General features: G+C 70.1%; 22 protein-coding genes. 17 read left to right on the top strand and 5 right to left on the bottom strand.

Translation table 11 applies throughout. The annotated features are described in order from the left end of the window. Positions 1–54 precede the first annotated feature (54 nt). A complete protein-coding gene (locus tag FF100_RS14470) occupies positions 55–981 on the bottom strand; it encodes a response regulator transcription factor (RefSeq protein ID WP_139036393.1) in 927 nt (308 codons plus the stop codon). Then, complete coding sequence (locus tag FF100_RS14475) at positions 974–4,363, bottom strand: hybrid sensor histidine kinase/response regulator (RefSeq protein ID WP_139036394.1); 3,390 nt, start codon at positions 4,361–4,363, stop codon at positions 974–976. The genes FF100_RS14470 and FF100_RS14475 overlap by 8 nt, the downstream gene beginning before the upstream one ends. 263 nt (positions 4,364–4,626) lie before the next feature. Between FF100_RS14475 and urtA the strand changes: the two genes are divergently transcribed. From urtA to FF100_RS14540, 13 genes are all read left to right on the top strand, one after another. After that, complete coding sequence (gene urtA / locus FF100_RS14480; protein ID WP_139036395.1) at positions 4,627–5,883, top strand: urea ABC transporter substrate-binding protein; 1,257 nt, start codon at positions 4,627–4,629, stop codon at positions 5,881–5,883. 88 nt (positions 5,884–5,971) lie between these two features. Continuing rightward, entirely contained in the window at positions 5,972–6,898 is a 927-nt protein-coding gene (urtB, locus tag FF100_RS14485) for an urea ABC transporter permease subunit UrtB (RefSeq protein WP_139036396.1), read from the top strand. Between the two features lie 12 nt (positions 6,899–6,910). After that, positions 6,911–8,044 (top strand): urea ABC transporter permease subunit UrtC, encoded by a 1,134-nt coding sequence (gene urtC, locus FF100_RS14490; protein ID WP_139036397.1) that lies wholly within the window; start codon positions 6,911–6,913, stop codon positions 8,042–8,044. A gap of 10 nt (positions 8,045–8,054) precedes the next feature. Then, positions 8,055–8,828, top strand: coding sequence for an urea ABC transporter ATP-binding protein UrtD (gene urtD / locus FF100_RS14495; protein ID WP_139036398.1), 774 nt, complete (start codon positions 8,055–8,057; stop codon positions 8,826–8,828). A 14-nt stretch (positions 8,829–8,842) separates the two neighbouring features. Continuing rightward, positions 8,843–9,586 (top strand): urea ABC transporter ATP-binding subunit UrtE, encoded by a 744-nt coding sequence (gene urtE, locus FF100_RS14500; protein WP_139036399.1) that lies wholly within the window; start codon positions 8,843–8,845, stop codon positions 9,584–9,586. 11 nt (positions 9,587–9,597) lie between these two features. Beyond that, positions 9,598–10,614: an alpha/beta fold hydrolase gene (locus FF100_RS14505; RefSeq protein WP_139036400.1), complete on the top strand. Its 1,017-nt coding sequence runs from the start codon at positions 9,598–9,600 to the stop codon at positions 10,612–10,614. Positions 10,615–10,706: 92 nt separating this feature from the next. Then, positions 10,707–11,936, top strand: coding sequence for a formamidase (gene fmdA / locus FF100_RS14510; RefSeq protein ID WP_139036401.1), 1,230 nt, complete (start codon positions 10,707–10,709; stop codon positions 11,934–11,936). Positions 11,937–11,938: 2 nt separating this feature from the next. Then, positions 11,939–12,250: an FmdB family zinc ribbon protein gene (locus tag FF100_RS14515; protein WP_139036402.1), complete on the top strand. Its 312-nt coding sequence runs from the start codon at positions 11,939–11,941 to the stop codon at positions 12,248–12,250. A gap of 91 nt (positions 12,251–12,341) precedes the next feature. Then, entirely contained in the window at positions 12,342–13,388 is a 1,047-nt protein-coding gene (locus FF100_RS14520) for an aliphatic amidase (protein ID WP_139036403.1), read from the top strand. A gap of 371 nt (positions 13,389–13,759) precedes the next feature. Beyond that, on the top strand, positions 13,760–14,308 hold the full coding sequence (locus FF100_RS14525; protein WP_139036404.1) for an OsmC family protein: 549 nt from the start codon (positions 13,760–13,762) through the stop codon (positions 14,306–14,308). Then, complete coding sequence (locus FF100_RS14530) at positions 14,305–15,411, top strand: ABC transporter substrate-binding protein (protein WP_425463314.1); 1,107 nt, start codon at positions 14,305–14,307, stop codon at positions 15,409–15,411. Before FF100_RS14525 ends, FF100_RS14530 begins: the two co-directional genes overlap by 4 nt. 8 nt (positions 15,412–15,419) lie before the next feature. Continuing rightward, positions 15,420–16,415, top strand: a complete 996-nt coding sequence (locus FF100_RS14535) for an ABC transporter permease (protein ID WP_171070172.1) — start codon at positions 15,420–15,422, stop codon at positions 16,413–16,415. Then, positions 16,409–17,224, top strand: coding sequence for an ABC transporter ATP-binding protein (locus tag FF100_RS14540; RefSeq protein WP_139036406.1), 816 nt, complete (start codon positions 16,409–16,411; stop codon positions 17,222–17,224). Before FF100_RS14535 ends, FF100_RS14540 begins: the two co-directional genes overlap by 7 nt. A 46-nt stretch (positions 17,225–17,270) precedes the next feature. On the opposite strand, the gene FF100_RS14545 is transcribed toward FF100_RS14540, so the two are convergent. From FF100_RS14545 to FF100_RS14555, 3 genes are all read right to left on the bottom strand, one after another. Beyond that, complete coding sequence (locus FF100_RS14545; protein WP_139036407.1) at positions 17,271–18,221, bottom strand: aliphatic sulfonate ABC transporter substrate-binding protein; 951 nt, start codon at positions 18,219–18,221, stop codon at positions 17,271–17,273. Between the two features lie 586 nt (positions 18,222–18,807). Continuing rightward, positions 18,808–19,239, bottom strand: coding sequence for a DUF6691 family protein (locus tag FF100_RS14550; RefSeq protein WP_425463315.1), 432 nt, complete (start codon positions 19,237–19,239; stop codon positions 18,808–18,810). Further along, positions 19,239–19,652, bottom strand: coding sequence for a YeeE/YedE family protein (locus tag FF100_RS14555; protein ID WP_139036409.1), 414 nt, complete (start codon positions 19,650–19,652; stop codon positions 19,239–19,241). Before FF100_RS14555 ends, FF100_RS14550 begins: the two co-directional genes overlap by 1 nt. Before the next feature lie 270 nt (positions 19,653–19,922). Here FF100_RS14555 and FF100_RS14560 point away from each other — a divergent pair, with 270 nt between their 5' ends. The 4 genes from FF100_RS14560 to FF100_RS37835 all read left to right on the top strand — a co-directional run bounded on the left by FF100_RS14560 (position 19,923) and on the right by FF100_RS37835 (position 24,735). Next, positions 19,923–20,129, top strand: coding sequence for a hypothetical protein (locus FF100_RS14560; RefSeq protein ID WP_139036410.1), 207 nt, complete (start codon positions 19,923–19,925; stop codon positions 20,127–20,129). Between the two features lie 26 nt (positions 20,130–20,155). Further along, positions 20,156–21,025 (top strand): serine O-acetyltransferase, encoded by an 870-nt coding sequence (gene cysE, locus FF100_RS14565; protein WP_139036411.1) that lies wholly within the window; start codon positions 20,156–20,158, stop codon positions 21,023–21,025. A 391-nt stretch (positions 21,026–21,416) separates the two neighbouring features. Next, the gene (locus FF100_RS38350; RefSeq protein ID WP_139036412.1) at positions 21,417–22,808 is read left to right on the top strand and encodes a family 2B encapsulin nanocompartment shell protein; all 1,392 of its coding nucleotides are present in this window, start codon (positions 21,417–21,419) and stop codon (positions 22,806–22,808) included. Next, complete coding sequence (locus tag FF100_RS37835) at positions 22,795–24,735, top strand: SufS family cysteine desulfurase (RefSeq protein ID WP_139036413.1); 1,941 nt, start codon at positions 22,795–22,797, stop codon at positions 24,733–24,735. The genes FF100_RS38350 and FF100_RS37835 overlap by 14 nt, the downstream gene beginning before the upstream one ends. The last annotated feature ends 36 nt before the right edge of the window (positions 24,736–24,771 follow it).

Below are 24,771 nucleotides of genomic sequence, written 5' to 3' on the forward strand. Positions count from 1 at the left end.
GGGGCCCGTGCCTGGCGAGGCGGCTTGACCATGGGCATCCCGCGCCCTTGACGCTCAGGCACGTTCGTCCCGGAGGGCACGCACCACCAGCGCCGAGGCCGAGGTGCGGTTCTCGACGCCGAGCTTGGCGTAGATCTGCTCCAGGTGCTTGGTGACGGTGCGGGGGCTGAGCGACAGGATCTCGCCGATGTCGCGGCTGGCCTTGCCGCGGGAGACCCAGAGCAGGACCTCGGCCTCCCTCTGGGTCAGGCCGAGCAGCCGGCGCAGGCGCTCGATCTCGTCGCCGCCTTCGACGTGGAGGCGCAGCAGCACCTCGTCGCGGCCGATGCGGCCGATGCGGCTGAGCTGGAGGCGTCGGCCGTCGCCGCCCGGCAGGACGAGGGGCAGGGTGAGAGGATCTGCGGCCTCGCGGCCCAGCCGCGCCGACGCCGCGGGCGGCAGCAGGGTTTCGCCGCCGGCCGGATCGAGGCTGCCAGGATCGACGTTGCGCAGCAATCTCGCCGCCTGGGGCGTGCACCAGCGGATCGCCCCGGCGGCGTCGACCGCCAGCAGGAAGCGCCCGGCGCTGTCGAGGGCGAGGCGGGCGCTCTGGGAGGCCCGCGCATTCGCGAGATGGACGCGGATCCGCGCCAGGATCTCGCCGGCCGAGATCGGCTTGGTGACGTAGTCGACGCCGCCGGCCCCCAGGCCGCGCACGACGTGCTCGGTCTCCGACAGGCCGGTCATGAAGATCACCGGCACATGGGCGAGCGCTGCATCGGCCTTGAGGCGGCGGCAGGTCTCGAACCCGTCGAGGCCCGGCATCACCGCGTCGAGCAGGATGATGTCCGGCGTGATCTCGCGCACCACCGCCAGCGCGGCCGCGCCCGAGATCGCGACCAGCACGGTGGCGCCCGTCGCCTCGATGGCCGCGGTGAGGAAGCTCAGCGTCTCGGGCGAGTCGTCGACGACGAGAACGATGTCGCGGCCCGGCTCAGGCATCGCCGCGCCTCCGTTCGATCGCCGCCGCGTCGAGGGCCGCCGCTTCGAGGACGGCCATGTAGCGGGGCAGGTCGTAGGCCTGGACGAGGCCGCGCAGCTCGGCCACGAAGGGCTCGGGCCTCTCGGCCTCGATCTCCGCGAGCTTCGCCTCGATGCCGCGGACATGCCCGATGCGCCCGAGCCGGATGAGTTCCGCGACCTCGTCGGGACGCGCCCGACGCGGCCCGGATCCCGGGCCGGACTCGGCGGCCGGCGCCGCCGCGCCGGTCCATTCGAGGCCGAGCAGCCCCTGGATGCGCGCGAGGAGGTCGCGCAGGTCGAACGGCTTGGCGATCATCGCGTCGTGCGGCGCGTCCTCGCCCCGCACCGGGCTGATCTCGTGGGCGTTGGCCGACAGCATGGCGATGCGGGCGGGGCCGTGGCCGGCGGCGCGCAAGCGCCGGGCGAGCTCCCAGCCGGTCATGCCCGGCATGGCGATGTCGAGGAGGAAGAGGTCCGGCCGGCACTCCGCCGCGAGATCGAGGCAGGTCTGGCCGTCGGCGGCCGAGAGCAGGGTGAAGCCCAGGGGGCCTAGGATCTCGCGCATCAGGTCGCGGTGGGCCGGGTCGTCGTCGACGACGAAGATCGTGCGCCGGCGCCCGGCATAGCCGGTGGCCGGCGCCTCGGCCGGGGCGGCGCGGGCGGGCTCGCCGAGGGCGGACAGCATCAGCCGCAGGCGGAAGGTGCTGCCGCGCCCGACCTCGCTCGCCACGGTGATCTCCCCGCCCATCACCTGGGCGAGCAGGTGCGCGATGGTGAGGCCGAGGCCGGTGCCCGGCGTGGCGGCGGCGGCGGGCAGCGAGCCGCGCACGAACGGCTCGAAGATCCGCGCGCGGTCGGCCTCCGGGATGCCGGTGCCGGTATCGGTCACGGCGAACTCGGCGATCTGGCTGCGATAGGTCAGGGTCAACCGCACCTCGCCCCGGGCCGTGAACTTGATCGCGTTCGAGATCAGGTTGAGCAGGATCTGACGCAGGCGCTTCTCGTCGGTCGCGACGAGGGCCGGCAGGACCTTCGGGCGCTCGAACCGGAAGGCGAGGCCCACCGCTTCGGCCTGGGGCCGGCACATGTCGACGATCTGGTCGAGGAAATCGGGCAGCCGCACTTCGTTGCGGTGGAGCTGGAGCCGGCCCGCCTCCATGCGCGAGATGTCGAGGAGCCCGTCGATGAGCCCCGACAGGTGCTCGGCGCTGCGGCGGATCACCCGCAGGCCCGCCTGGCGCTGGGGCGGGATGGCGGGGTCGGTTTCCAGGAGTTGGGCGTAGCCGAGCACGGCGTTGAGCGGCGTGCGCAGCTCGTGGCTCAGGCCGGTCACGTAGCGGCTCTTGGCGAGGTTGGCGGCCTCGGCCGCCTCCTTGGCCTTCTGCAGCTTGGCGTCGGTGACCTTGTGGGCGGCGATCTCGGCCCGGTGGAGCGCGGTCTGGCGCACGCTCTCCTCTTGGGCGACGCGGCGGCTCTCCTGCGCCAGGACGAACAGCCAGGCCACCACCCCGAAGATCACCGCCATGACGAAGAACACCGCCTGGAGCGACTGGGACAGCACGGCGCGATGCTCCGCGGGGCGGTGCGCGGCCTCGGCGTAGATGAGGCCTAGGATCAGCCCGGCGGCGCCGCAGAGGACCAGCATCACCCCGGCATAGCGCCCGAGCCGGGACTCGACGAGCGCGGCGACACGGGCCGGCAGCAGGCGCCCGGCGACGCGGCGAACCTGCGATCCGAGCCGCGCATGCGGCTTGCACAGGTCGCCGCAGCGGGCATCGAGGGAGCAGCAGAGCGAGCAGATCGGCACCCCGTAGGCGGGGCAATGGGCCATGTCCTCGTGCTCGAAGCCGTGCTCGCACACCCCGCAGGTGATCTCGGGCCGGAGCCGCCAGTGCCGCCGCGGCCGGCGCGCCAGGTAGTAGCGCCCGCCCGTCGCCCAGGCGATGAGCGGGGCCGCCGCGAAGGCGGTGGCGAGCGCCACGAAGGCCGCGAAGGCTTGGAGCCCCGCGCCGACAAGACCCGCATGGGCGAGGCCGGCGACGAGGCAGGCGAGCGCCATCGCGCCGGTGCCGACCGGGTTGACGTCGTAGAGGTGGGCGCGCTTGAACTCGATGCCCGGCGGCGACAGGCCGAGCGGCTTGTTGACCACGAGATCCGCGACCAGCGCCCCGATCCAGGCCGCCGCCACCAGGGCATAGATGCCGAGCGTCCGCTCCAGGGTCTTGTAGACGCCGAGCTCCATCAGCAGCAGCGCGATGGCGACGTTGAAGACCAGCCAGACCACCCGCCCCGGATGGCTGTGGGTCAGGCGCGAGAAGAAGTTCGACCACGCGATCGAGCCCGCATAGGCATTGGTCACGTTGATCTTGAGCTGCGAGAGCACGACGAACAGCGTGGTGAGCGCGATCGCGACGCCGGGCGCCGGCACGGCGTAGCCGAAGGCGACCGCGTACATCTGCGTCGGCTCGCTGGCGCGCTCGAGCGGGACGCCGTGGGCGAGCGCCAGGACGGCGAGGAACGAGCCGAGCAGAATCTTGAGGGCGCCCGGGACGATCCAGCCCGCCCCCGCCCCCAGCACGGCGCCCCACCAGCGCCAGCGCCGGCCGGGCTCCTCCGGCGGCACGAAGCGCAGGAAGTCCGCCTGCTCGCCGATCTGCGCGATCAGCGCGAACAGAATCCCGCAGGCCGCGCCGAAGAGGAGCAGGTCGAAGCCCTCGCCGCGCGCGCCGGCAAGCCCGGCATGGGCGATCCAGGCGTCGAGCGGCGCGTCCGCGTAGGCCGCGATGCAGGCGATCGGCAGAAGGTTGAGGGCGAGCCAGACCGGCTGCGTCACGAGCTGGAACCGGCTGATCAGCGCGATGCCGTAGGTGACCAGCGGGATCACCGCCAGCGCGCTGACGAGGTAGCCGATCGCGAGCGGCAGCCCGAAGCCGAGCTCGAGGGCGAGCGCCAGGATGGCGGCCTCGATGGCGAAGAACAGGTAGGTGAAGCTCGCATAGATGAGCGAAGTGATCGTCGAGCCGATATAGCCGAAGCCCGCGCCCCGGGTGAGCAGGTCGACGTCGAGCCCGTGGCGGGCGGCGTAGGCGCTGACCGGCACGCCGGTGAGAAAGATCACCAGCCCGACGGTGAGCACGGCCCACAGCGTGTTGGTGAAGCCGCTCGACAGGATCAGGGTGCCGCCGATCGCCTCCAGCGCCAGGAAGGCGACCGAGCCGAGGGCGGTCTGGGCGACCCGCCAGCCCGACCAGCGCCGGGCGCGCTTCGCCGTGAAGCGCAGCGCGAAGTCCTCCAGGGTCTCGTTCGCAACCCACTGGTTGTAGTCGCGGCGGACCGGGATGATGCGCTGTCGTCCGGGCATGAGCCTCCGTGGCGCGCCAGCTATGGCGCAGTATCCGGCACCGATTCCGGCGCCGCGACCCGAAAATACCGTCCTGCCGAACCACTGCCTCGCGCTCGCCCGGTGCGACGCACGGGAGCGCATGATCCTGTCCTGCTTCCGCCCGGCCGGGAATACGCAAAAACGCGTATATGCTGCGGCGCAAAACGCCACCTAGCCTGAGATCGGAACGCGGCGGGACCGACCCGGAGAGGGCGCCCGGGCGGGGACGACAGGAGAGGACGATGGCGGAGAACGAGGGCGGCCTTGAATCGGCGTTGCGGCGCCGGCTGCTGATGGGTCTCGCGGCGGTGCCGGCGGCATCGCTCCTGCCGCGCCTCGCGCAGGCCGCGGGACCGCCGACCGCGTCCGTCAACACCACGGGCCTTGCGGTGACCGACACCGAGGTGACGGTCGGCATCCTGCACTCCGTCACCGGCACGATGGCGATCTCCGAGACCGGCGCGCAGCAAGCGGAGAAGCTCGCGATCGAGGAGATCAACGCCGCCGGCGGCGTGCTCGGCCGCAAGATCAAGGTGATCCAGGAGGACAGCGCCTCCGACTGGCCGACCTTCGCCGAGAAGGCGAAGAAGCTCTTGGTCAACGACAAGTGCGCGGCGGTGATGGGCTGCTGGACCTCGGCCTCGCGAAAGGCGGTGCTGCCGGTCTTCGAGCAATACAACGGCATGCTGTACTACCCGACCTTCTACGAAGGCTTGGAGGAATCGAAGAACGTCATCTATACCGGCCAGGAGGCGACGCAGCAGATCCTCGCCAGCCTCGACTGGGTGGCGAAGGAGAAGGACGCCAAGACCTTCTTCTTCATCGGCTCCGATTACATCTGGCCGCGTACCTCGAACAAGATCGCCCGCAAGCATGTCGAGAACGTGCTCAAGGGCAAGGTCGTCGGCGAGGAGTACTTCCCGCTCGGCCACACCCAGTTCAACTCCGTCATCAACAAGATCAAGCTGACGAAGCCGAACGTGATCTTCACCGACGTGGTCGGCGGCTCCAACGTGGCATTCTACAAGCAGCTGAAGGCGGCCGGCATCGATCTGTCGAAGCAGGTGCTGATGACGATCTCGGTCACCGAGGATGAGATCGACGGCATCGGCGGCGAGAACATCGCCGGCGCCTATGCCTGCATGAAGTACTTCCAGTCGCTCAAGAACCCCAACAACGAGAAGTTCGTCGCCGCCTTCAAGAAGATGTGGGGCGACAAGACGGTGATCGGCGACGTGACGCAGGCGGCCTATCTCGGGCCCTACCTGTGGAAGCTGACCGTCGAGAAGGCCGGCTCGTTCGACGTCGACAAGGTCGCGGCGGCCTCGGGCGGGATCGAGTTCAAGGGGGCGCCGGAAGGCTACGTGCGCATCCATCCCAACCACCATCTCTGGTCGAAGACGCGGGTCGGCCGGGCGCTGCCGAACGGCCAGTTCGAGGTCGTCTACGAGAGCGCCGACCTGATCGAGCCGAACCCGTTCCCGAAGGGCTACCAGTAGCGTTCCGGCCTGCCCCCTCCCCCCTCTCTGGGGGAGGGGGCAGACGCGCCCCCGAGACACCTCGAAGAACTTCAGCCGGAGCCCACCCATGTTCGGTGAATACTCGCTCGGCGACCTCGGCGCGATCTTCGCCATGCAGGGCTTCGCCGGCCTGATCCTGTTCTCGGTCTACGTGCTGATGGCGCTCGGCCTCGCGATCATCTTCGGCCAGATGGGCGTCATCAACATGGCGCATGGCGAGTTCATGATCCTCGGCGCCTACATGACCTACCTGTGCTCGGGCTTTTTCCAGGCTCACCTTCCTGCCCTGTTTCCGGCCTACTTCTTCGTCGCGATGGCGCTGGCCTTCGTGGCCGCCGGCGCCTTGGGCATGCTGGTCGAGTGGGGCCTGATCCGCCACCTCTACAAGCGGCCCCTCGACACTCTGCTCGCCACCTGGGGCCTGTCGCTGATCCTCCAGCAGGCCTACCGGTCGATCTTCGGCGCCCGCGAGGTCGGCGTCGAGCTGCCGTCCTGGATGATGGGCTCGGTGCAGGCCACGGACGCGATCGAGATCCCGATCAACGGCCTGTTCGTGATGGCGGTCACCGTGCTGATCACCCTCGTGGTCGCGGGTCTGCTGTTCGCGTCACGCTACGGCAAGCAGGTCCGGGCGGTGATGCAGAACCGGGTGATGGCCGGCGCCGTCGGCATCGACACCGGACGGGTCGACTGCCTCACCTTCGGGCTCGGCTGCGGCATCGCCGGAATCGCCGGCTCGGCCTTCACGATGATCGGCTCGACCGGGCCGACCTCGGGCCAGCTCTACATCGTCGACACCTTCCTGATCGTGGTCTTCGGCGGCGCCGCCAGCCTCATGGGCACCATCGCATCGGCCTTCTCGATCTCGCAGACCCAGTCGACCCTCGAATTCTTCCTGTCCGGCTCGACCGCGAAGGTGATCACCCTGCTCGCCGTCGTGGGAATCCTGATGCTGCGGCCGCAGGGCCTCTTCACCCTCAAGGTCCGGCGCTGAGGAGTCCGGCCGATGAAACCCAAGGCGCTCAACGACAACCCGTTCATGAAGCCGGTGGAATGGGCGTCGCTCGCCCTCCTCTGCGTCCTGATCTTCGGTCTCCTGCCGCTCGCCCTCGACGGGTTCCGGCTCAACCTGGTCGGCAAGTACCTCACCTACGCCTTCGTGGCGCTCGGCCTCGTGATCTGCTGGGGCACGTGCGGGATCCTGTCGCTCGGCCAGGGCGTGTTCTTCGGGCTTGGCGGCTACTGCATGGCGATGTACCTCAAGCTCGAGGCGTCGTCGGTCGAGAACACCAAGATCCAGTCGACGCCGGGCATCCCGGACTTCATGGACTGGAACCAGATCACCGCGCTGCCGTGGTTCTGGAAGCCGTTCCACAGCCTGCCGCTGACGCTGATCGCGGTCGTGCTGGTGCCGACGCTGTTCGCCTTCATCGTCGGGGCGGCGATGTTCAAGCGCCGGGTCGGCGGGACCTACTTCGCGATCATCACCCAGGCGATCGCCGCGATCCTGACCATCCTGATCGTCGGGCAGCAGGGCTATACCGGCGGCATCAACGGCATCACGGATCTCCGCACGCTCCACGGCTGGGACATCCGCACCGACACGGCGAAGACCATCCTGTACTTCGTCAATGGCGGCCTCCTCGTCGCCTGCGTGCTGGTGGCGCAGTTCGTCAAGCGCTCGAAGCTCGGCCGCATCCTGGTGGCGATGCGCGACAAGGAGGACCGGGTCCGCTTCTCCGGCTACGGCGTCGCGAGCTTCAAGATCTTCGCCTTCTGCCTCGCCGCGGCCTTCGCGGCGATCGGCGGGGCGATGTTCACCCTCCAGGTCGGCTTCATGTCGCCGTCCTTCGTCGGCATCGTGCCGTCGATCGAGATGGTGATCTACGCCGCGGTCGGCGGACGGCTGTCGCTGTTCGGCGCGATCTACGGCACGCTCTTGGTCAACTGGGCGAAGACCACCTTCTCCGAATCCTTCCCCGAATTGTGGCTGTTCGGCCTCGGCGCGCTGTTCATCGCGGTCGTGCTCGCCTTTCCCGACGGGCTCGCCGGCATCTGGCGCCAGCACGTCGAGCCGCGTCTGACCCGCCGCGCGAAAGCCGCCCCCGCCGCCTTGCCCCAGGGCGCCCCCGCCGAGTGAAGAACCCCCGATGAACGCCGCCATCCTCCCCGGCGCGACCGCCGGCGACAAGGATTTCCTCCTCGCGGTCGAGGCCCTGACCGTCTCGTTCGACGGCTTCAAGGCGGTCAGCGACGTGTCGTTCTACGTCGACCCGGACGAGATCCGGGTCATCATCGGCCCCAACGGCGCCGGCAAGACCACGGTGCTCGACCTGATCTGCGGCCGGACCCGGGCGACCTCGGGCTCGATCAAGTACAAGGGCACCGAACTGACGAAGCTCTCGGAGAGCGCGATCGTCCAGGCGGGGGTCGGGCGCAAGTTCCAGACCCCGTCGATCTACGACGACCTCACGGTGTTCGAGAACCTCGAGATCTCGTTCCCGCGCGGCCGCAGCGTGCTCGGCGCCCTGATGTTCAAGCGCGACGCCGCGGTGCGCGACCGCATCGACGAGATCGCCGAGATGATCTTCCTCAAGGATCAGCTCGACAAGCGGGCGGAGTTCCTCAGCCACGGCCAGAAGCAGTGGCTCGAGATCGGCATGCTGCTGATCCAGGACCCGGAGCTGCTGATGCTCGACGAGCCGGTGGCCGGGATGAGCGTCGCCGAGCGCAAGAAGACCGCCGAGTTGCTGCACCAGATCATCAAGGGCCGCTCGGTGCTGGTGATCGAGCACGACATGAAGTTCGTCGAGGACATCGCCCACCGGGTCACGGTGCTGCACCAGGGCAAGGTGCTCTCGGAAGGCTCGATGGAGCGGGTCAAGAACGACCCGAAGGTGATCGAAGTCTATCTCGGGCATTGAGGGGAGGCACCGCCATGCTCCAGACCGTTCCCGCCTCGGCCGTCGTCGCGGCGCCCGGCGCCACCCCGATGCTCGCCGTCACCGGCCTCCACGCGGCTTACGGCCAGAGCGAGGTGCTGCACGGCATCGACCTCTGCGTCGCGCCCGGCGAGATCGTCGCCGTGATGGGCCGCAACGGCATGGGCAAATCGACCCTGATGCGGACCCTGATGGGCATCCTGCCGGCAAAGAGCGGCACGATCCGGGTCGACGGCCAAGACGTGACGGCGCTCAAGAGCCACCAGCGCGTCGCCAAGGGCCTCGCCTACGTGCCGCAGGGCCGGATGATCTTCTCCACCATGACGGTACAGGAGAACATCGAGACCGGGCTGACCGTCACCGGCCAGTCGAAGGTGCCGGGCGACCTCTATGCGATGTTCCCGGTGCTGCTGGAGATGAAGGGCCGTCGCGGCGGCAACCTGTCGGGCGGGCAGCAGCAGCAGCTCGCCATCGCCCGGGCGCTCGCCAGCCGGCCGAAGGTGCTGCTCCTCGACGAGCCGACCGAGGGCATCCAGCCCTCGATCATCCGCGAGATGGGCCGGACGCTGAAGAAGATCCGGGACGAGCGCGGATTGTCGATCGTCGTCTCCGAGCAGGTGCTGAGCTTCGCCCTCGATGTCGCCGACCGGGTGCTGGTGATCGAGAATGGCGCGATCGTCCACGAGGAGGCGCGTGCCGACATCGATGAGGCGACGGTCGCCCGCTACCTGTCGGTCTGAGGAGGGCACCGATGGTCGATTACGAGATCTTCGAACTCGGCGACTTCGTGCTCCAGTGCAAGAAGACGCTCCGCAACGCCAAGCTGGCCTACAAGACCTATGGCACGCTCAACGCCGACAAGAGCAACGCGATCGTCTACCCGACATGGTACTCGGGCCAGCACTACGAGAACGAGTGGCTGATCGGGCCAGGCAAGGCGCTCGATCCCGATAAGTATTTCATCATCATCCCGAACATGTTCGGCAATGGGTTGTCGTCGTCGCCGAGCAACACTCCGGCGCCGTGGAACGGGCCGCGTTTCCCGACCGTGACCGCCTACGACAACGTGCGGGCCCAGCACCGGCTCGTCACCGAGCTGTTCGGCATCGAGACGCTCGTCCTGGTCACCGGATGGTCGATGGGTGCGCTCCAGACCTATCACTGGGCGGCGATGTACCCGGACATGGTGCCGCGCATCCTGCCGTTCCAGGGCTCGGCCAAGTGCTCGCGGCACAACTTCGTGTTCCTGGAGGGCGCCAAGGCGGCGCTCCAAGCCGACGCCGCCTTCGCGGACGGCTGGTACACCAGCCCGCCGACCAGGGGCCTGCGGGCCTTCGGGCGGGTCTATGCCGGCTGGGGCCTGTCGCAGACCTTCTACCGCATCGAGGCCGACCTGACCCATATGGGCTACGCCTCGCTGGAAGATTTCTTGATCGGGTTCTGGGAGGGGCTGTTCTACACCCGCGACGCCAACAACCTGCTGGCGATGTTGTGGACCTGGCAGAACGGCGACATCAGCGCCAACGAGATCTTCAACGGCGACTTCAAGGCGGCGCTCGCGGCGATCAAGGCCGACGCGATCCTGATGCCGGCCTCGACCGACCTGTACTTCCCGCCCGAGGACAACGCGATCGAGGCCGCTGCGATGCCGAAGGCGGACCTTCGGGTCATCGACACGTGGTGGGGCCACTTCGCCGGCGGCCCGGGCACCAGCCCGGACGACATCGCGGTCCTCGACGCCGCGCTCAAGGAATTGCTGGCGCGCTGACGCCGCCCGCTCCGCATCCGGCGGCGAGATCCGCCGGCCTCGGCGGTCCTGGCCGCCGACTCAGCACCCGCTCCAGGGGGAAAGGGAAACGCATGCCCGAGACGTTGATCAAGGTCGACCTGACGCAGTCGGCCTACGAGAACGACAGCGTGCACAATCGCTGGCACCCGGACATCCCGATGGTCGCCTACGTGAAGCCCGGCCAGGATTTCATCGTCGAGACCTACGACTGGACCGGCGGGTTCATCAAGAACGACGACTCGGCCGACGACGTCCGCGACATCGACCTGTCGATCGTGCATTTCCTCTCCGGCCCGATCGGCGTCGAGGGCGCCGAGCCCGGCGACCTGCTGGTCGTCGACCTCCTCGACATCGGCGCCAAGCCGGACTCGCAATGGGGCTTCAACGGCTTCTTCTCGAAGCAGAACGGCGGCGGCTTCCTCACCGACCATTTCCCCCTGGCCCAGAAGTCGATCTGGGACTTCGAGGGGCTGTTCACCAAGTCGCGCCACGTCCCGGGCGTGCGCTTCCCCGGCCTGATCCATCCCGGCCTGATCGGCTGCCTGCCCGACCCGAAGCTGCTGGCGACCTGGAACGAGCGCGAGACGGCGCTGATCGCCACCAACCCGACCCGGGTGCCGGGGCTGGCCAACCCGCCCTTCGGCCCGACCGCCCATATGGGCCGGCTCACCGGCGAGGCGAAGGACAAGGCGGCGGCGGAAGGCGCCCGCACCGTCCCGCCGCGCGAGCACGGCGGCAATTGCGACATCAAGGATCTGTCGCGCGGCTCGAAGATCTACTTCCCGGTCTACGTCCCGAGTGCCGGCCTCTCGATGGGCGACCTGCATTTCAGCCAGGGCGACGGCGAGATCACCTTCTGCGGCGCGATCGAGATGGCCGGCTGGGTCCACCTCAAGGTCGAGGTCATCAAGGACGGGATGGCGAAATACGGGATCAGGAACCCGATCTTCAAGCCGTCGCCGATCGTCCCGCGCTTCGACGACCATCTCATCTTCGAGGGCATCTCGGTCGACGAGAGCGGCGGCCAGCACTACCTCGACGTGACGGTCGCCTACCGCCAGGCCTGCCTCAACGCGATCGAATACCTGAAGAAGTTCGGCTATTCCGGCGCCCAGGCCTATTCGATCCTCGGCACCGCGCCGGTGCAGGGGCATATCTCGGGCGTCGTCGACGTGCCGAATGCCTGCGCGACCCTGTGGCTGCCGACCGGCATCTTCGATTTCGACATCAACCCGAGCGCCGCCGGGCCGACGCAGTACCTCGACGGCTCGGTCCAGATGCCGATCTCGCCGGACAAGTAGCCATGCCGGTCTACGATTATTCCTGCGAAACCTGTGGCCCGTTCACGGTTCTGCGCCCGATGGCGCAGTTCCGCGATCCGCATGACTGCCCCGATTGCGGAGGGGCATGCGAGCGCGCCTTCCTCACCGCACCGCGCCTGTCGGGCATGGATGCGGGGCTGAAGGCGGCCCACGCCACCAACGAGCGCAGCCGCCACGCGCCCAGGCGCAGCCACGGCGCCGGCTGCGGCTGCTGCGCGCCGAAGAAGACCACGGCGGCCCCGGCGGCGGCCAAGGGCTTCCCGGCGGCAAGGCCGTGGATGATCAGCCATTGAGGGCGGCGGCGGGGCTCCCCTCCCCGCCCCGTCCCGCAGGATCGTTCACCGACGAAAGACACGGCCCCCATCCTCGCCAGGGAGATCCGGCATGCATCACGGCGATATTTCCAGCAGCCACGACAGCGTCGGCGTCGCGGTCGTCAACTACAAGATGCCTCGCCTGCACACCAAGGCCGAGGTCATCGCCAACTGCCACAAGATCGCCGACATGGTGGTCGGCATGAAGACCGGCCTGCCGGGCATGGATCTCGTGATCTTCCCCGAATACTCGACGCACGGCATCATGTACGATGCGGCCGAGATGTACGAGACCGCCTCGACCATCCCCGGCGAGGAGACCGCAATCTTCGCCGATGCGTGCCGCAGGGCGAAGGTGTGGGGCGTGTTCTCGCTCACCGGCGAGCGGCACGAGGAGCATCCGCACAAGGCGCCCTACAACACCCTGATCCTGATGAACGACCAGGGCGAGATCGTGCAGAAGTACCGCAAGATCATGCCGTGGGTGCCGATCGAGGGCTGGTACCCGGGCGACTGCACCTACGTCTCCGACGGGCCGAAGGGCCTCAAGGTCAGCCTGATCATCTGCGACGACGGCAATTACCCGGAGATCTGGCGCGACTGCGCGATGCGCGGCGCCGAGCTCGTCATCCGCTGCCAGGGCTACATGTACCCGGCCAAGGAGCAGCAGATCCTGATGTCGAAGGCGATGGCCTTCGCCAACAACGTCTACGTGGCGGTGGCGAACGCCGCGGGTTTCGACGGGGTCTACACCTATTTCGGCCACTCGGCGCTGATCGGCTTCGACGGACGCACCCTCGGCGAGTGCGGCGAGGAGGAGATGGGCATCCAGTACGCCGCCCTGTCGAAGTTCTTGATCCGCGACGCGCGCCAGCACTGGCAGTCGGAGAATCATCTCTTCAAGCTGCTCCACCGCGGCTATACGGGAATGATCAACTCCCGCGAGAACCGGCACGGCTTGTCGGCCTGCCCCTACGACTTCTACCGCCGCTGGATCGAGGATCCGGACGGGACCCGCGACGCGGTGCGCGGCATCACCCGCGCGAGCGTCGGCACGCCCGAATGCCCCATCGAGGGCATCCCGATCGCCGGTGAGGGCGCGGCGCCGCAGCGTTGACGGTACGACGCGGGGGGGATGCCGGTTCGTCGTGGACGACGATGCGGCAGCGTCTAGGAGCCCGATGGATGCGACGTCCGGACGGGAGCGTCGGGACGTCGTCGCGACGATTGGCACCCCGCGAGGCCCGGGACGGCTCGATGGACCGGTGTGATCGGCCGGGACGCGCCGCGCAAGCGCGCCCGGGCTGAAAAAGGATCCACCGAGAAGGAATCTTCTGCCTGACCACGACAACTCGAACGCCCATTCCAACAAAGCGAGATATAAAACAATCCCGTTTTGTTGACGATCATTGTTAGCAACGACACACTGACCGCCTCACGACATATCAGGCGCGGATGGTAACGGCGCGCTGTTCGCATGAGGTCGGCATGACGTCGCTCAACGAATACTTGGTGGAGAAGCGCGCCGCCGTGGCGGCGCGGGAGAGGCGGATCGAGGCCGGAAGCCTGGGGGTGGTGCCGCTTTCCGCGCAGGTCAGCGTCGAGGGCCGCAGCGGCGTGCGCCGGATCCGGATTCGCGACCACCAGGTCGTCACCGATTCTCCGCCGGACTTCGCCGGCTACGACCTCGGCCCGGGCTCGCCCGAGTTGCAGCTCGGCATCCTCGGCAGCTGCCTTGCTCATTCCTACCTGATCCAGGCCGCACGCCTGGGCGTCCCCCTCGACGCCGTGGACGTCACGGTGAGCGGGCAGCTCGACGTCCGGGCCGGCCGGCCCGGCTTCGAGGGCGTGCCGGTGAACCCGCACGACCTGGCCTACACCGTCAGGATCGTCTCGCCGGCCCCCCACGAGGCGGTGGCCCGGCTCGAGGCCGAGGTCGACCGCGCCTGCCCGATCCTCAACCTCCTGCGCTCGCCGCAAGTCCTGCGCGGCACGCTCGATCACCGGGCGCCCGACGCGCCCGCCCAGGCCGCCTGACGCCCTCGCCTCGAAGACCCCGGACGATGACGCTCCCCACCCTCCCCCATACCCGCCGCCGCTTCCTCGCCCGCGCCGGTGCCCTCGGGCTCGCGGCGCCGCTCGGCCTCGTCGGCTCGCCCTCCTCCGCCGGCCTCCTGCCGGTGCCGGACCTCGCCGGTGCGCCGATCTGCCGGGTCGCGGCCGCGGGCCCGGCCGCCAGCGGCGCCCTCCGCCCGATCAGGCTCGCCTGGAACGCCTCGGCGATCTGCACCGCCGCCGCCCCCGTCGCCAAGGAGAGCGGGGTTTTCGCCCGACACGGGCTCGACGTCGAGTTCGTCAATTTCGGCGGCTCGACCGAACAGCTGCTGGAGGCGATCGCCACCGGCAAGGCGGATGCCGGCATCGGCATGGCCTTGCGCTGGCTGAAGCCCCTGGAGCAGGGCTTCGACGTCAAGGTCACGGCTGGCATCCACGGCGGCTGCATGCGGCTGCTCGGCGCCACGTCGGCCGGAGCGACCAGCCTGGAGGCGCTGAAGGGCAAGGTGATCGCGGTGAGCGACCAGGCGTCGCCGGCCAAGAACTTCTTCAGCCTGCTGCTCGCCAAGCGCGGCATCGATCCCGAGCGCGAGGTCGAGTGGCGGGTCTATCCGATGGATCTCCTCAACCTCGCGGTCGAGAAGGGCGAGGCGCAGGCGCTCGCCGACGGCGATCCGCGCACCTTCCTGTGGGCCAAGGACGCCCGACTCTCCGAGATCGCCAACAATCTCTCGGCCGAGTACCACGACCGGACCTGCTGCATCCTGGCCCTGCGCGGCTCCCTGGTGCGCGACGAGCGTCCGGTGGCGGCCGCCCTCACCCGGGCGCTGCTCGAGGCCGGGACCCGGGTCGCGCACGATCCCGGTTACGCCGCCACGGTCTATGCCGGCTATGGCGGCAAGGGCTCGGTGGACGATCTCGCCGCCATGCTGCGCAGCCACACCCACCATCACCACCCCCTCGGGGCCGAGCTCAAGCAGCAGATCGCCGCCTATATCGACGAGCTGAAGACCGTGAAGGTGATCCGCGCCCGCACCGACGCAAAGCAATTCGCCGAGCGCGTCTATGCCGACGTCCTGAGCTGAGGTGCCCCGTGAGCGACATCGCGCTTCCCCGCACGGACGGCGCCGTCCGGCGCCCCGCCTTCCTGCCCGCCCCGGCCTCGGTCGCGGCGGCCGCCGCCTGGATCGGGCTCTCCGCCCTCGTGGCTTTGCCGCCCGACCTGGGTGATTTCGGCCTCACCCGCGAGCTTGCCATCGGGCTTGCCGCGTTCGGGGCCGTGATCCTGGCGGCCGGCTTCCTGCGCCCGGGCGAGACCGGGCCCGCCCGACGGGTCCAGGGCTGGTCGCCCTGGCTGATCGTGCTCGCCGCCCTCCTCGGCCTGTGGGAGGTGGCGACCGCCAAGCGCGCCTGGCTGCCGATGCCGTTCTTCCCGCCGCCGCAGGCGATCCTGGAGGTGTTCGTCGAGGATTACGCGCGGCTCGCCGACAGCGTCTGGCATTCCCTGCGGCTGCTCGCCGGCGGCTACGCCCTCGGGGCGCTCGCCGGATTCACCCTCGGGGTCGCGGTCGGCTGGTCGCGGACCGTCGGCTACTGGGTGCACCCGGTCCTGCGCTTCGTCGGCCCGCTGCCGGCCACCGCCTGGCTGCCGCTCGCCTTCTTCGTCTTCCCGTCGAGCGGGGCCGCCTCGACCTTCCTCGTCGCCCTCGCCACCGGCTTTCCCGTCACGGTGCTGACCTGGTCGGGCATCGCCGGGGTCAACCGGGCCTATTACGACGTCGCCCGGACGCTCGGCGCCCGCGAGGGCTTCCTGATCCTCCGCGTGGCGATCCCGGCGGCCCTGCCGCACGTCTTCGTCGGGCTGTTCATGGGGCTCGGCAGTTCCTTCGCGGTGCTGGTCGTGGCCGAGATGCTGGGCGTGAAGGCCGGCCTCGGCTGGTACCTGCAATGGGCGCAAGGCTGGGCGGCCTACGCCAACATGTACGCGGCGCTGGCCGTGATGGCGCTCGCCTGCTCGGGCCTGATCACCCTGCTGTTCCGGGTGCGCGACCGTCTCCTGTCCTGGCAGAAGGGCCTCGTCCAATGGTAGCCGGCCTCCTCGCGCAGCCCGCAGCGCCCGGTCGTTCCCCGCTGGTCGCTCCCGCACCGGCCCGCGGCGCCGCCCTCTCCGTTCGCGACGTGCATCACGCCTTCGCCCTGAGGAAGACGCCGCTCCCGGTCCTCGACGGCGTCTCGTTCGACGTCGAGCCCGGCGCCTTCGTCGCCCTGCTCGGGCCGTCGGGCTGCGGGAAGTCGACGCTGCTGCGGCTCGTCGCCGGACTCGATCCGCCGAACGAGGGCCGGATCAGCGTCGACGGCGCCCCCTTGCGCGGGCCCCACCCCTCCCGCGGCCTCGTGTTCCAAGACCCGACGCTCTATCCCTGGCGCAGCGTCCTCGGCAACGTCGCGACCGGGCCGGAGGCCCGCGGGCGCGCCCGGGCGGAACGCGGCCGGATCGACGAGGCCCTGGCCCTCGTCGGGCTGTCGGGCTTCGCCGACGCCTTCCCGCACCAGCTCTCGGGCGGCATGGCGCAACGGGTGGCGCTCGCCCGCGCCCTCGTCAACGCGCCGCCGCTGCTGCTGCTCGACGAGCCGCTCGGCAAGCTCGATTCGCTGACCCGCCTGGCGATGCAGGCCGAGCTGGTGCGGCTGTGGCAGGACAAGGGCTTCACCGCCCTGCTGGTGACCCACGACGTCGAGGAGGCGCTGATGCTGGCCCAGCGCATCCTGGTGTTCTCCGACCGGCCGGCCCGGATCCGGGCCGACATCTCGTGCGACCGGCCCTATCCGCGCCACAGGGAGGACCCGGGCGTCGTCGCCGATCGCCGGGCCATCCTGGATCTCCTCGGTACCGTCTGAGGCGAGGCCGTCTCCCGGGGGCCGGTCCCTCGAGCCCCCGGACCGGTCAGCGAACAGGCGGCGTCCAGATCCCCAGGGCGGCGGTATCGACGGGACGCGGCAGGAGCCCCTCGGCCCGGAACGCGTCGGCGATCGTCTGCTGCTCGGACAGGCCGTCCCGTGTGACGGGCTCGACCCGGTAGCTGCGATGGGCGTTCGCCGCCAGGACGATCTCGGGATCGAGCTTCCAGAGCGCGGCGAGCCGCGTGGCGGCCTCGGCCGGGTTCACCTTCACCCAGGTCCCGGTCTGCGCGAGCTTGGCGAAGAGAACGCCGAGCACCGGCCCGTTCGCCGCCGCGTAGGACTCCGCGGCGAGGTAGTAGCGCTTGTAGCGCGACAGCCCGCTCCCGTCGCGCAGGACCCGCGCCCCCGCCTGCTTCTGCGCCGCGGTGAGGAACGGGTCCCAGGCCGCCCAGGCCTCGACGCCGCCGCTTTCCAGGGCGGCCCGGCCGTCCGCCGGGCTCAAATAGGCCGGCACGATGCCGCGGAAGGACAGGCCGGCTTCCTTGAGGGCGGCGAGGACCAGGAAGTGGTTGCCCGCGCCCTTGGTGACCGCGATCCGCTTGGCCTTGAGATCGGCCACGGAGCGGACGGTCGACTCCTTCGGCACCAGGATCGCCTGCGCCTCGGGCGAGGCCGCCTCCTGGGCGACGTAGGTGATGCGTGCGCTGGCCGCCTGCGCGAAGACCGGCACCGTGTCGGCCACGTCGGCCGAGACGTCGATCGATCCGGCGTTCAGCGCTTCCATGATCGGCAGGCCGCTGGTGAATTCGTGCCAGGACACGCCGATGCCCTGCGCCGACAGCGCCTGTTCCAGGCTTCCATCCTGGCGCAGCAGCGCGATCAGCGTCGAGGAGCGCTGGTAGCCGATGCGGAGCGGCGCGGCGGCGCGAGCGGGGCGGCCGAGGACGGCCGAGGCGGCGAGGCCCGCGAGCACGGTTCGACGGGGGGTCGGCATCGGATCGAATCCTCGGGCGGGTGAGCCGGCGCGCGGAAGAGTTCGCGCCGCATCGGTGTGGTCTTGGCGCCTATAGATCATAGCCGGTCGGGTGGGCCAAGGGTATGCGGGCAGAAATCCCCCGCCATGCCGGACGTTGCTGCGACCTCGACGGGATTCGGTCCGACGAAGACGTTCGGTTTCCTGCCGCTCGACGGAGTAGAATTGATTTCTCCGCAATATACGATTTCGGGAATGTTTTCGCTGATGGGAGTGGCTGGGGGACGGCACCGCTCGGCGGTCCGTCCCAGGACGGGTGACGCGTTCGGCTTCCGACGACGGTCGTCCCGCACGCGGTCCCGGCCCGGGGCTCCGGTCGCTCGGGGTCCCCCGGCAGCACCGGCTTTGGGCGGCTCGAACCAGCGGATGAACCCTGCCGGGGCGCGACGGCGCAACCCTGCACGAAGCTGGCACCATCGATCTCTGCGGCTCCGGCTCACCGGGCGGAGCGCGGCCGAGACCAACGGGGTCGTTCGGTCTACCGGCTTCTCGACGGCTCTTGCCGCCGCGGCGGCCTCGGGTCGTCGTCGTGGCGCGGCGGGACGGGCTACCGGGACGGCCGCGGGCGGCGCAGGGCCGCGTGCGCCGCCATCCCGACGAGCATCGCGGCGACGAACACGACGACCGGCAGCGCCCCGCCGGAGAGCGCCGCCACCGCCGGCCCGGGGCAGAAGCCCGACAGGCCCCAGCCGATGCCGAACAGGACGGCGCCGAGGACGAGGTCCCGGTCGATCCGGGTCCGGGTCGGCCAGTCGAACGCGTCCGCCAGCACCGGACGGCGCAGGCGGCGCGCCAGCGCGGTGCCGAGGCCGGAGGCCGCGACGGCACCGGCGAGCACGACGGCGAGGGTCGGGTCCCAGGCGCCGGCCACGTCGAGGAAGCCGCGCACCCGGGCGGGATCGAGCATGCCGGACATGGCGAGCCCGACCCCGAACAGCAGGCCGGCGAGGGCCGCCGCGGCGAGGCGGAGCATCGGCATCATGCCAGCACCCGCCCGAGGGCGACCGTCAGCATCCCGCTCGCCAGGAACGTGACGACCGCCACGGCCGAACGCGGCGAGAACCGGGCGAGGCCGCAGACCCCGTGGCCCGACGTGCAGCCCGAGCCGAGCCGCGTGCCGAAGCCGACGAGGAGCCCCGCGAGCGCCAGCACCGGCAGGCTCGCCTCGATCCGCATCGCCGGCCAGCCGCCGGCCACGAACGCGAAGGCCGGCGGCCCGAGGACCAGGCCGGCGAGGAAGGCGAAGCCGGTGCGCCATGCCGGCTCGCAAGGGCGGGCGAGCCCGGCGACGAGGCCGCTGATCCCGGCGATGCGGCCGTCGAGGAGGAGGAACAGGGCGGCCGACAGGCCGATCAGGAGCCCGCTGGCGAAGGCGGAGGCGAAGGTGCTCATCGGGGATCCGGTGTCGAGGCGGTACCGCGGGATCGTCGGCGGCGTGCCCCTGCCGTAGCGGAGGGAAAAGCGCGGAACAAGACTTGCGGCCCGCGGTTGTTCGGTCGATCATCAAGTGAAATCAATGGCTTGGCGAAGCAAATGCTCCTGTCGGCACCGTTCGCGATCATCGCCTTCTCCGGCCTGACCGGAATCGAGGGAGGTTCTTCCCGCGCGGCGATCCACGGCGCGGGGCAGGCATCTTCGCGTGCCGCATCAGGGGATCACGCCATGGCTTCAGCGACGGTGACGCGCGGCGACGAGGTGGTGTTCGACCGGCTCGACCTCGCGGATGCGCTGGGGATCTGGCGCAACGCCAAGGGCCGGGTGGTCGGCATCCACGGCCAGGACGGCCGCACGCCGACCATCGACGTCGCGTTCGACGGCCACGAGGTCCTGCAGCGCTACCTGCCGGACCTGTTCCGGCGCGTGCAGTAATCCCCCAGCACGGAGATCGTCCCGGCATGGATTCGGCCCTGCCGCCCGCCCTGCGGGCGAGCGCGTCCGCGTTGCGCCAGCCTCCCTTGCGCGCGACGAGCCACAGCATGGCGGAGGCCGATGTCTGGGCCGGGTTGCGCGCCGAGGCGGAGGCGGCCCTGGTCGAGGAGCCGCTCTATGCCGGGATCATCCAGGCGACGATCCTCGACCAGCGCGGACTGGCCCAGGCGCTGGCCTACCGCCTCGCCCACCGGCTCGGCGACGGCGACCTCGCACGGCTGTCGATGCGCGACCTCTGCCTCGCCGCCTTCGAGGCCGACCCGCAGGCCGGCGCCCACGCGGTGCGCGACCTGATCGCCATCCGCGAGCGCGACCCGACGTGCCGCCGCTATCTCGATCCGTTCCTGTTCTACAAGGGGTTCGCCGCCCTCGAGGGCTATCGCGTCGCGCATTGGCTCTGGCATCAGGGCCGGATGACGCTGGCCCTCCACGTCCAGAGCCGGATCTCGGAGGTGTTCGGCTGCGATATCCACCCGGCGGCGCGGATCGGCTCCGGCGTGTTCATCGACCATGCCACCGGCGTCGTCATCGGCGAGACCACGGTGATCGCCGACGACGTCTCGATCCTGCAGTCGGTGACGCTCGGCGGTAACGGCAAGGAGAGCGGCGACCGTCACCCCAAGATCGAGCGCGGCGTGCTGCTCAGCGTCGGCGCCAAGGTGCTCGGCAATATCCGGGTCGGCGAGGGCGCCAGGGTCGCGGCGGCCGCGGTGGTGCTGCACGACGTGCCGCCCCACACCACGGTGGCGGGCGTGCCGGCCCGGATGGTCTCGCGCATCCCGCGCAGCGAGGAGCCGGCCCTGACCATGGACCAGTTCTTCGGCGACGGAATCTGACTGCGCCGGGAAAGCCGGTGCGGAGCGGGGCGATCGCGGCCGCAGAGACATCAATTTTAAAGCGATCCCCAACTTCGAGACCGTTCTCGTTCTTTGATCGGCACAACAAAATGATTGATATTTCCATCCTGCAATAAACGAAAAAACATTCTATTGACCCCCGTGCCTGACACCCGCTATCGCTGACGCAGAGAGACCGCAGGCCGATCCAGCATTGCGCAGGAGCAACCGCCCTATAAACTTTGGAGATGCTGCGGCTGGCAAGATCGCATTCGCGCAATCTCTTGCTGCGACTTGCCGTCCGGTGCGGAAGGTGGCGATTGCCGGTGTCTCTCTCACGCGGAATGCCTGGCCGTGATCGGCCCCTACGGCAAAACGGAGACGAACCTCGATGAGCGGACCGGGTTTGAGCGTCAGCGCCTCAGCCGCACGCAATCTCGCCACCGCGACCGTCACCTCGGTCCAGAACGCGGCCAACACGCCGCGCTTCCTGCTGCGGCTGCTGCCCTTCGTCGACGTCCCGGGCGGCGTCTACCGGGTCAACCGCCGCGCCGTCGTGCTGGCGAAGGCCGGCCGCATCGATCTCGCGACCGAGGGCGAGACCCGCACGGTCAAGGCCGGGTCGTTGCGCGCCGTGCCGCTGTTCAGCCGCCTCGGCGATGCCGAGCTGGCGGCGCTGGCGGGCAAGTTCACCCAGAGCCGGTACCAGGCCAGCGACGTCATCGCCGAGGAGGGCTCGACCGGCCGCAGCGTCGTGGTGGTGGCCGACGGCACCGTCGAGCTGACCCTGTCGGGCCCCTACAAGGGCCGCCTGCGCCAGAGGCTGGCCACCCGCGGCGACCATTTCGGCGACGGCGACCTCGTCGGCGAGCCAGGCCCCGCCCCGGCCGTCAAGGCGCTCTCGGCGGTGACCCTGCTCACCCTCGACCGCGCCGCGATCGAGGACGAGGCCATCGCCGCGCGCATCGCCCAGCACCGCGAGGAGCGCGACCGGCTGAAAGGTCACACCAATTCCTATGGCGAGCAGGGCATCGAATTGCTGGCGGTCCATGCCGGCGAGCCGCGCCTGCCGACCACCTTCGTCGATTACGAGATCGATCCACGCGAGTACCATCTCTCGACGATCCAGACGATCCTCAACACCCATACCCGCGTCACCGACCTCTACTCCAACGAGATCGACCAGCTGCGCGAGCAGATCCGCCTCACGGTCGACGCCGTGAAGGAGCGCGAGGAATGGGAGCTCTTGAACAACTCGCAGTTCGGCCTGCTCCACGAGGTGGCGCCGCGCCAGCGCATCCCGACCCGCGGCGGTCCGCCGACCCCGGACGACCTCGACGAGCTGCTGACCCTGGTGTGGAAGAAGCCCGCCTTCTTCGTCGCGCATCCGCGCGCCATCGCGGCCTTCGGCCGGGAGGCGACCCGGCGCGGCGTGCCGCCGGTGGTGGTGCACCTGTTCGGCGCGCCCTTCATCACCTGGCGCGGCGTGCCGCTCGTCCCCAGCGACAAGCTGCCGATCGACATCGACCCGGCGACCGGCGCCCAGACCACCTCGATCCTGCTCCTGCGGGTTGGCGAGGGCGAGCAGGGCGTAGTCGGCCTGCACAAGTCGGGCGTGACCGGCGAGATCGAGCCCGGCCTGTCGGTGCGCTACATGGGGACCAACGACCACTCGATCGCCTCGCACCTCGTGACCCGCTACTTCTCGGCCGCGGTGCTGGTCGAGGACGCGATCGCCCGTCTCGATAACGTGCTGCTCGGCAACTACCATGACTATGCTTGAGGTCGGCCTCCCCTCCGGGACGCCGGCCGAGCTCGCCCATGCGGATCTCGTCGGGCGCCTCGCCCGCGAGATCGACGGGCAGGGCCAGGCCGCCAGCGCCCCTGTCGCGCCGACGCTGCCGGCGGGACCCCGGGTTCCGCAGGCGCTCGACGCGCCTCCCTCGTCCCCGGCTCAGGCCGGGGCCGCCCCCTCGGGGGCCGAGCCCGGCCTCCCGGCCCTCGGCGCCCGCTCCTTCGGGGCGCCGCCTGTCGGCCTGCCGGGCGTGAGCGGCCTCTCGGCCGCCAAGCCCCTCGGTGCCAATCCGGTGCCGGCGAGCGCGAACGTCCTCGATCTCGGCGCCATCGCCCCTGTGCATCCGCTGAGCGACCCGCTGCGGCCCAAAAGCCTGCCGGAATACGCCGTGCCGAGCCTCGCCGAGGTCGCGGCCGGATTGCCCGGCGGCACCGATCTCTCCCGGCAGATCGCCGCCGACCACCCGCGCGCCTACGCCTTCGCGCAGGCGATCGCGCCGGCCTTCGTCCCGGCGGGTCCGTCGCCGGCTCATGCGGAGGGGGGACCGTCCGTCTCCCCGGCGGTGTCAGACTACTACTTCCTGAACCCGTCGCCCGCCCCGGCGCGCCGCGGCAACCCCGCGGCCCGGCCGCGGGTCGAGCCGGCGCGTCACGGCGGCCCGGCCCCGCGGGCGCTCGCCCTCGGATCGCGCCCGGTCGCAGCGCCGTTCGACGTCGAGCGCGTGCGCCGGGACTTCCCGGCCCTGCACCAGGGCGTCAACGGGCACCGGCTGGTCTGGCTCGACAACGCCGCCACCACCCACAAGCCGCAGAGCGTCATCGACGCGACAGCGGAGTTCTACGGCCGCCACAACTCGAACATCCACCGGGCGGCCCACACGCTCGCGGCCCGCGCCACCGACCTGTTCGAGGGCGGCCGCGAGAAGACCCGCCGCTTCCTCAACGCGCCGTCGAAGGACGACATCGTCTTCCTGCGCGGCACCACCGAGGGCATCAACCTCGTCGCCAACTCCTACGGCCGGGCGCATATCGGCCCGGGCGACGAGATCGTCGTCTCGACGATCGAGCACCACGCCAACATCGTGCCCTGGCAGCTGCTGGCGCAGGCCACCGGGGCGACGATCCGGGTGATCCCGGTCAACGACCGCGGCGAGATCATCTTCGAGCAATACGCCGCCCTGCTCTCGGGCCGCACCAGGATCGTCGCGGTGACCCACGTCGCCAACGCGCTCGGCACGGTCAACCCAATCGCCGAGATCATCGCGCTCGCCCACGCCTACGGCGTGCCGGTGCTGGTCGATGCCGCGCAATCGACGCCGCACATCCCCATCGACGTGCAGGCGCTCGACGCCGACTTCCTGGTCTTCTCCGGCCACAAGCTGTTCGGCCCGACCGGCATCGGCGCGCTCTACGGCAAGAGCCACCTGCTGGCAGCGATGCCGCCCTGGCAGGGCGGCGGCCACATGATCGAGGACGTCACCTTCACCCGGACGGTCTACAAGGGCGCGCCGGAGAAGTTCGAGGCCGGCACGCCGGATATCGCCGGCGCGGTGGGGTTGGGCGCCGCCCTCGACTACCTGGAGGGCGTCGGGCTGCCCGGCATCGCGGCCTACGAGCACGACCTGCTCGACTATGCCCAGGCGGGGCTATCCGAGGTGAAGGGCCTGCGCCTGATCGGGACGGCGCGGGAGAAGGCGAGCGTGATGTCGTTCGTGATCGACGGCACCGAGAACGAGACGGTCGCCCACCATCTCGACCGGCACGGCATCGCGGTGCGCTCGGGCCACCATTGCGCCCTGCCGGCCCTGCGCCGCTTCGGCGTCGACCAGTCGATCCGCGCCTCGCTCGCCTTCTACAACACCCGCGAGGACGTCGACCTGTTCCTCGAGGCGCTGCACGCCCTGCCGCGGCGCTGATCCTCGCGCGATTGCCCGGCGTCCCGTCGCGCCGGG

The organism is Methylobacterium terricola (assembly GCF_006151805.1).
Classification (GTDB): Bacteria; Pseudomonadota; Alphaproteobacteria; order Rhizobiales; family Beijerinckiaceae; genus Methylobacterium; species Methylobacterium terricola.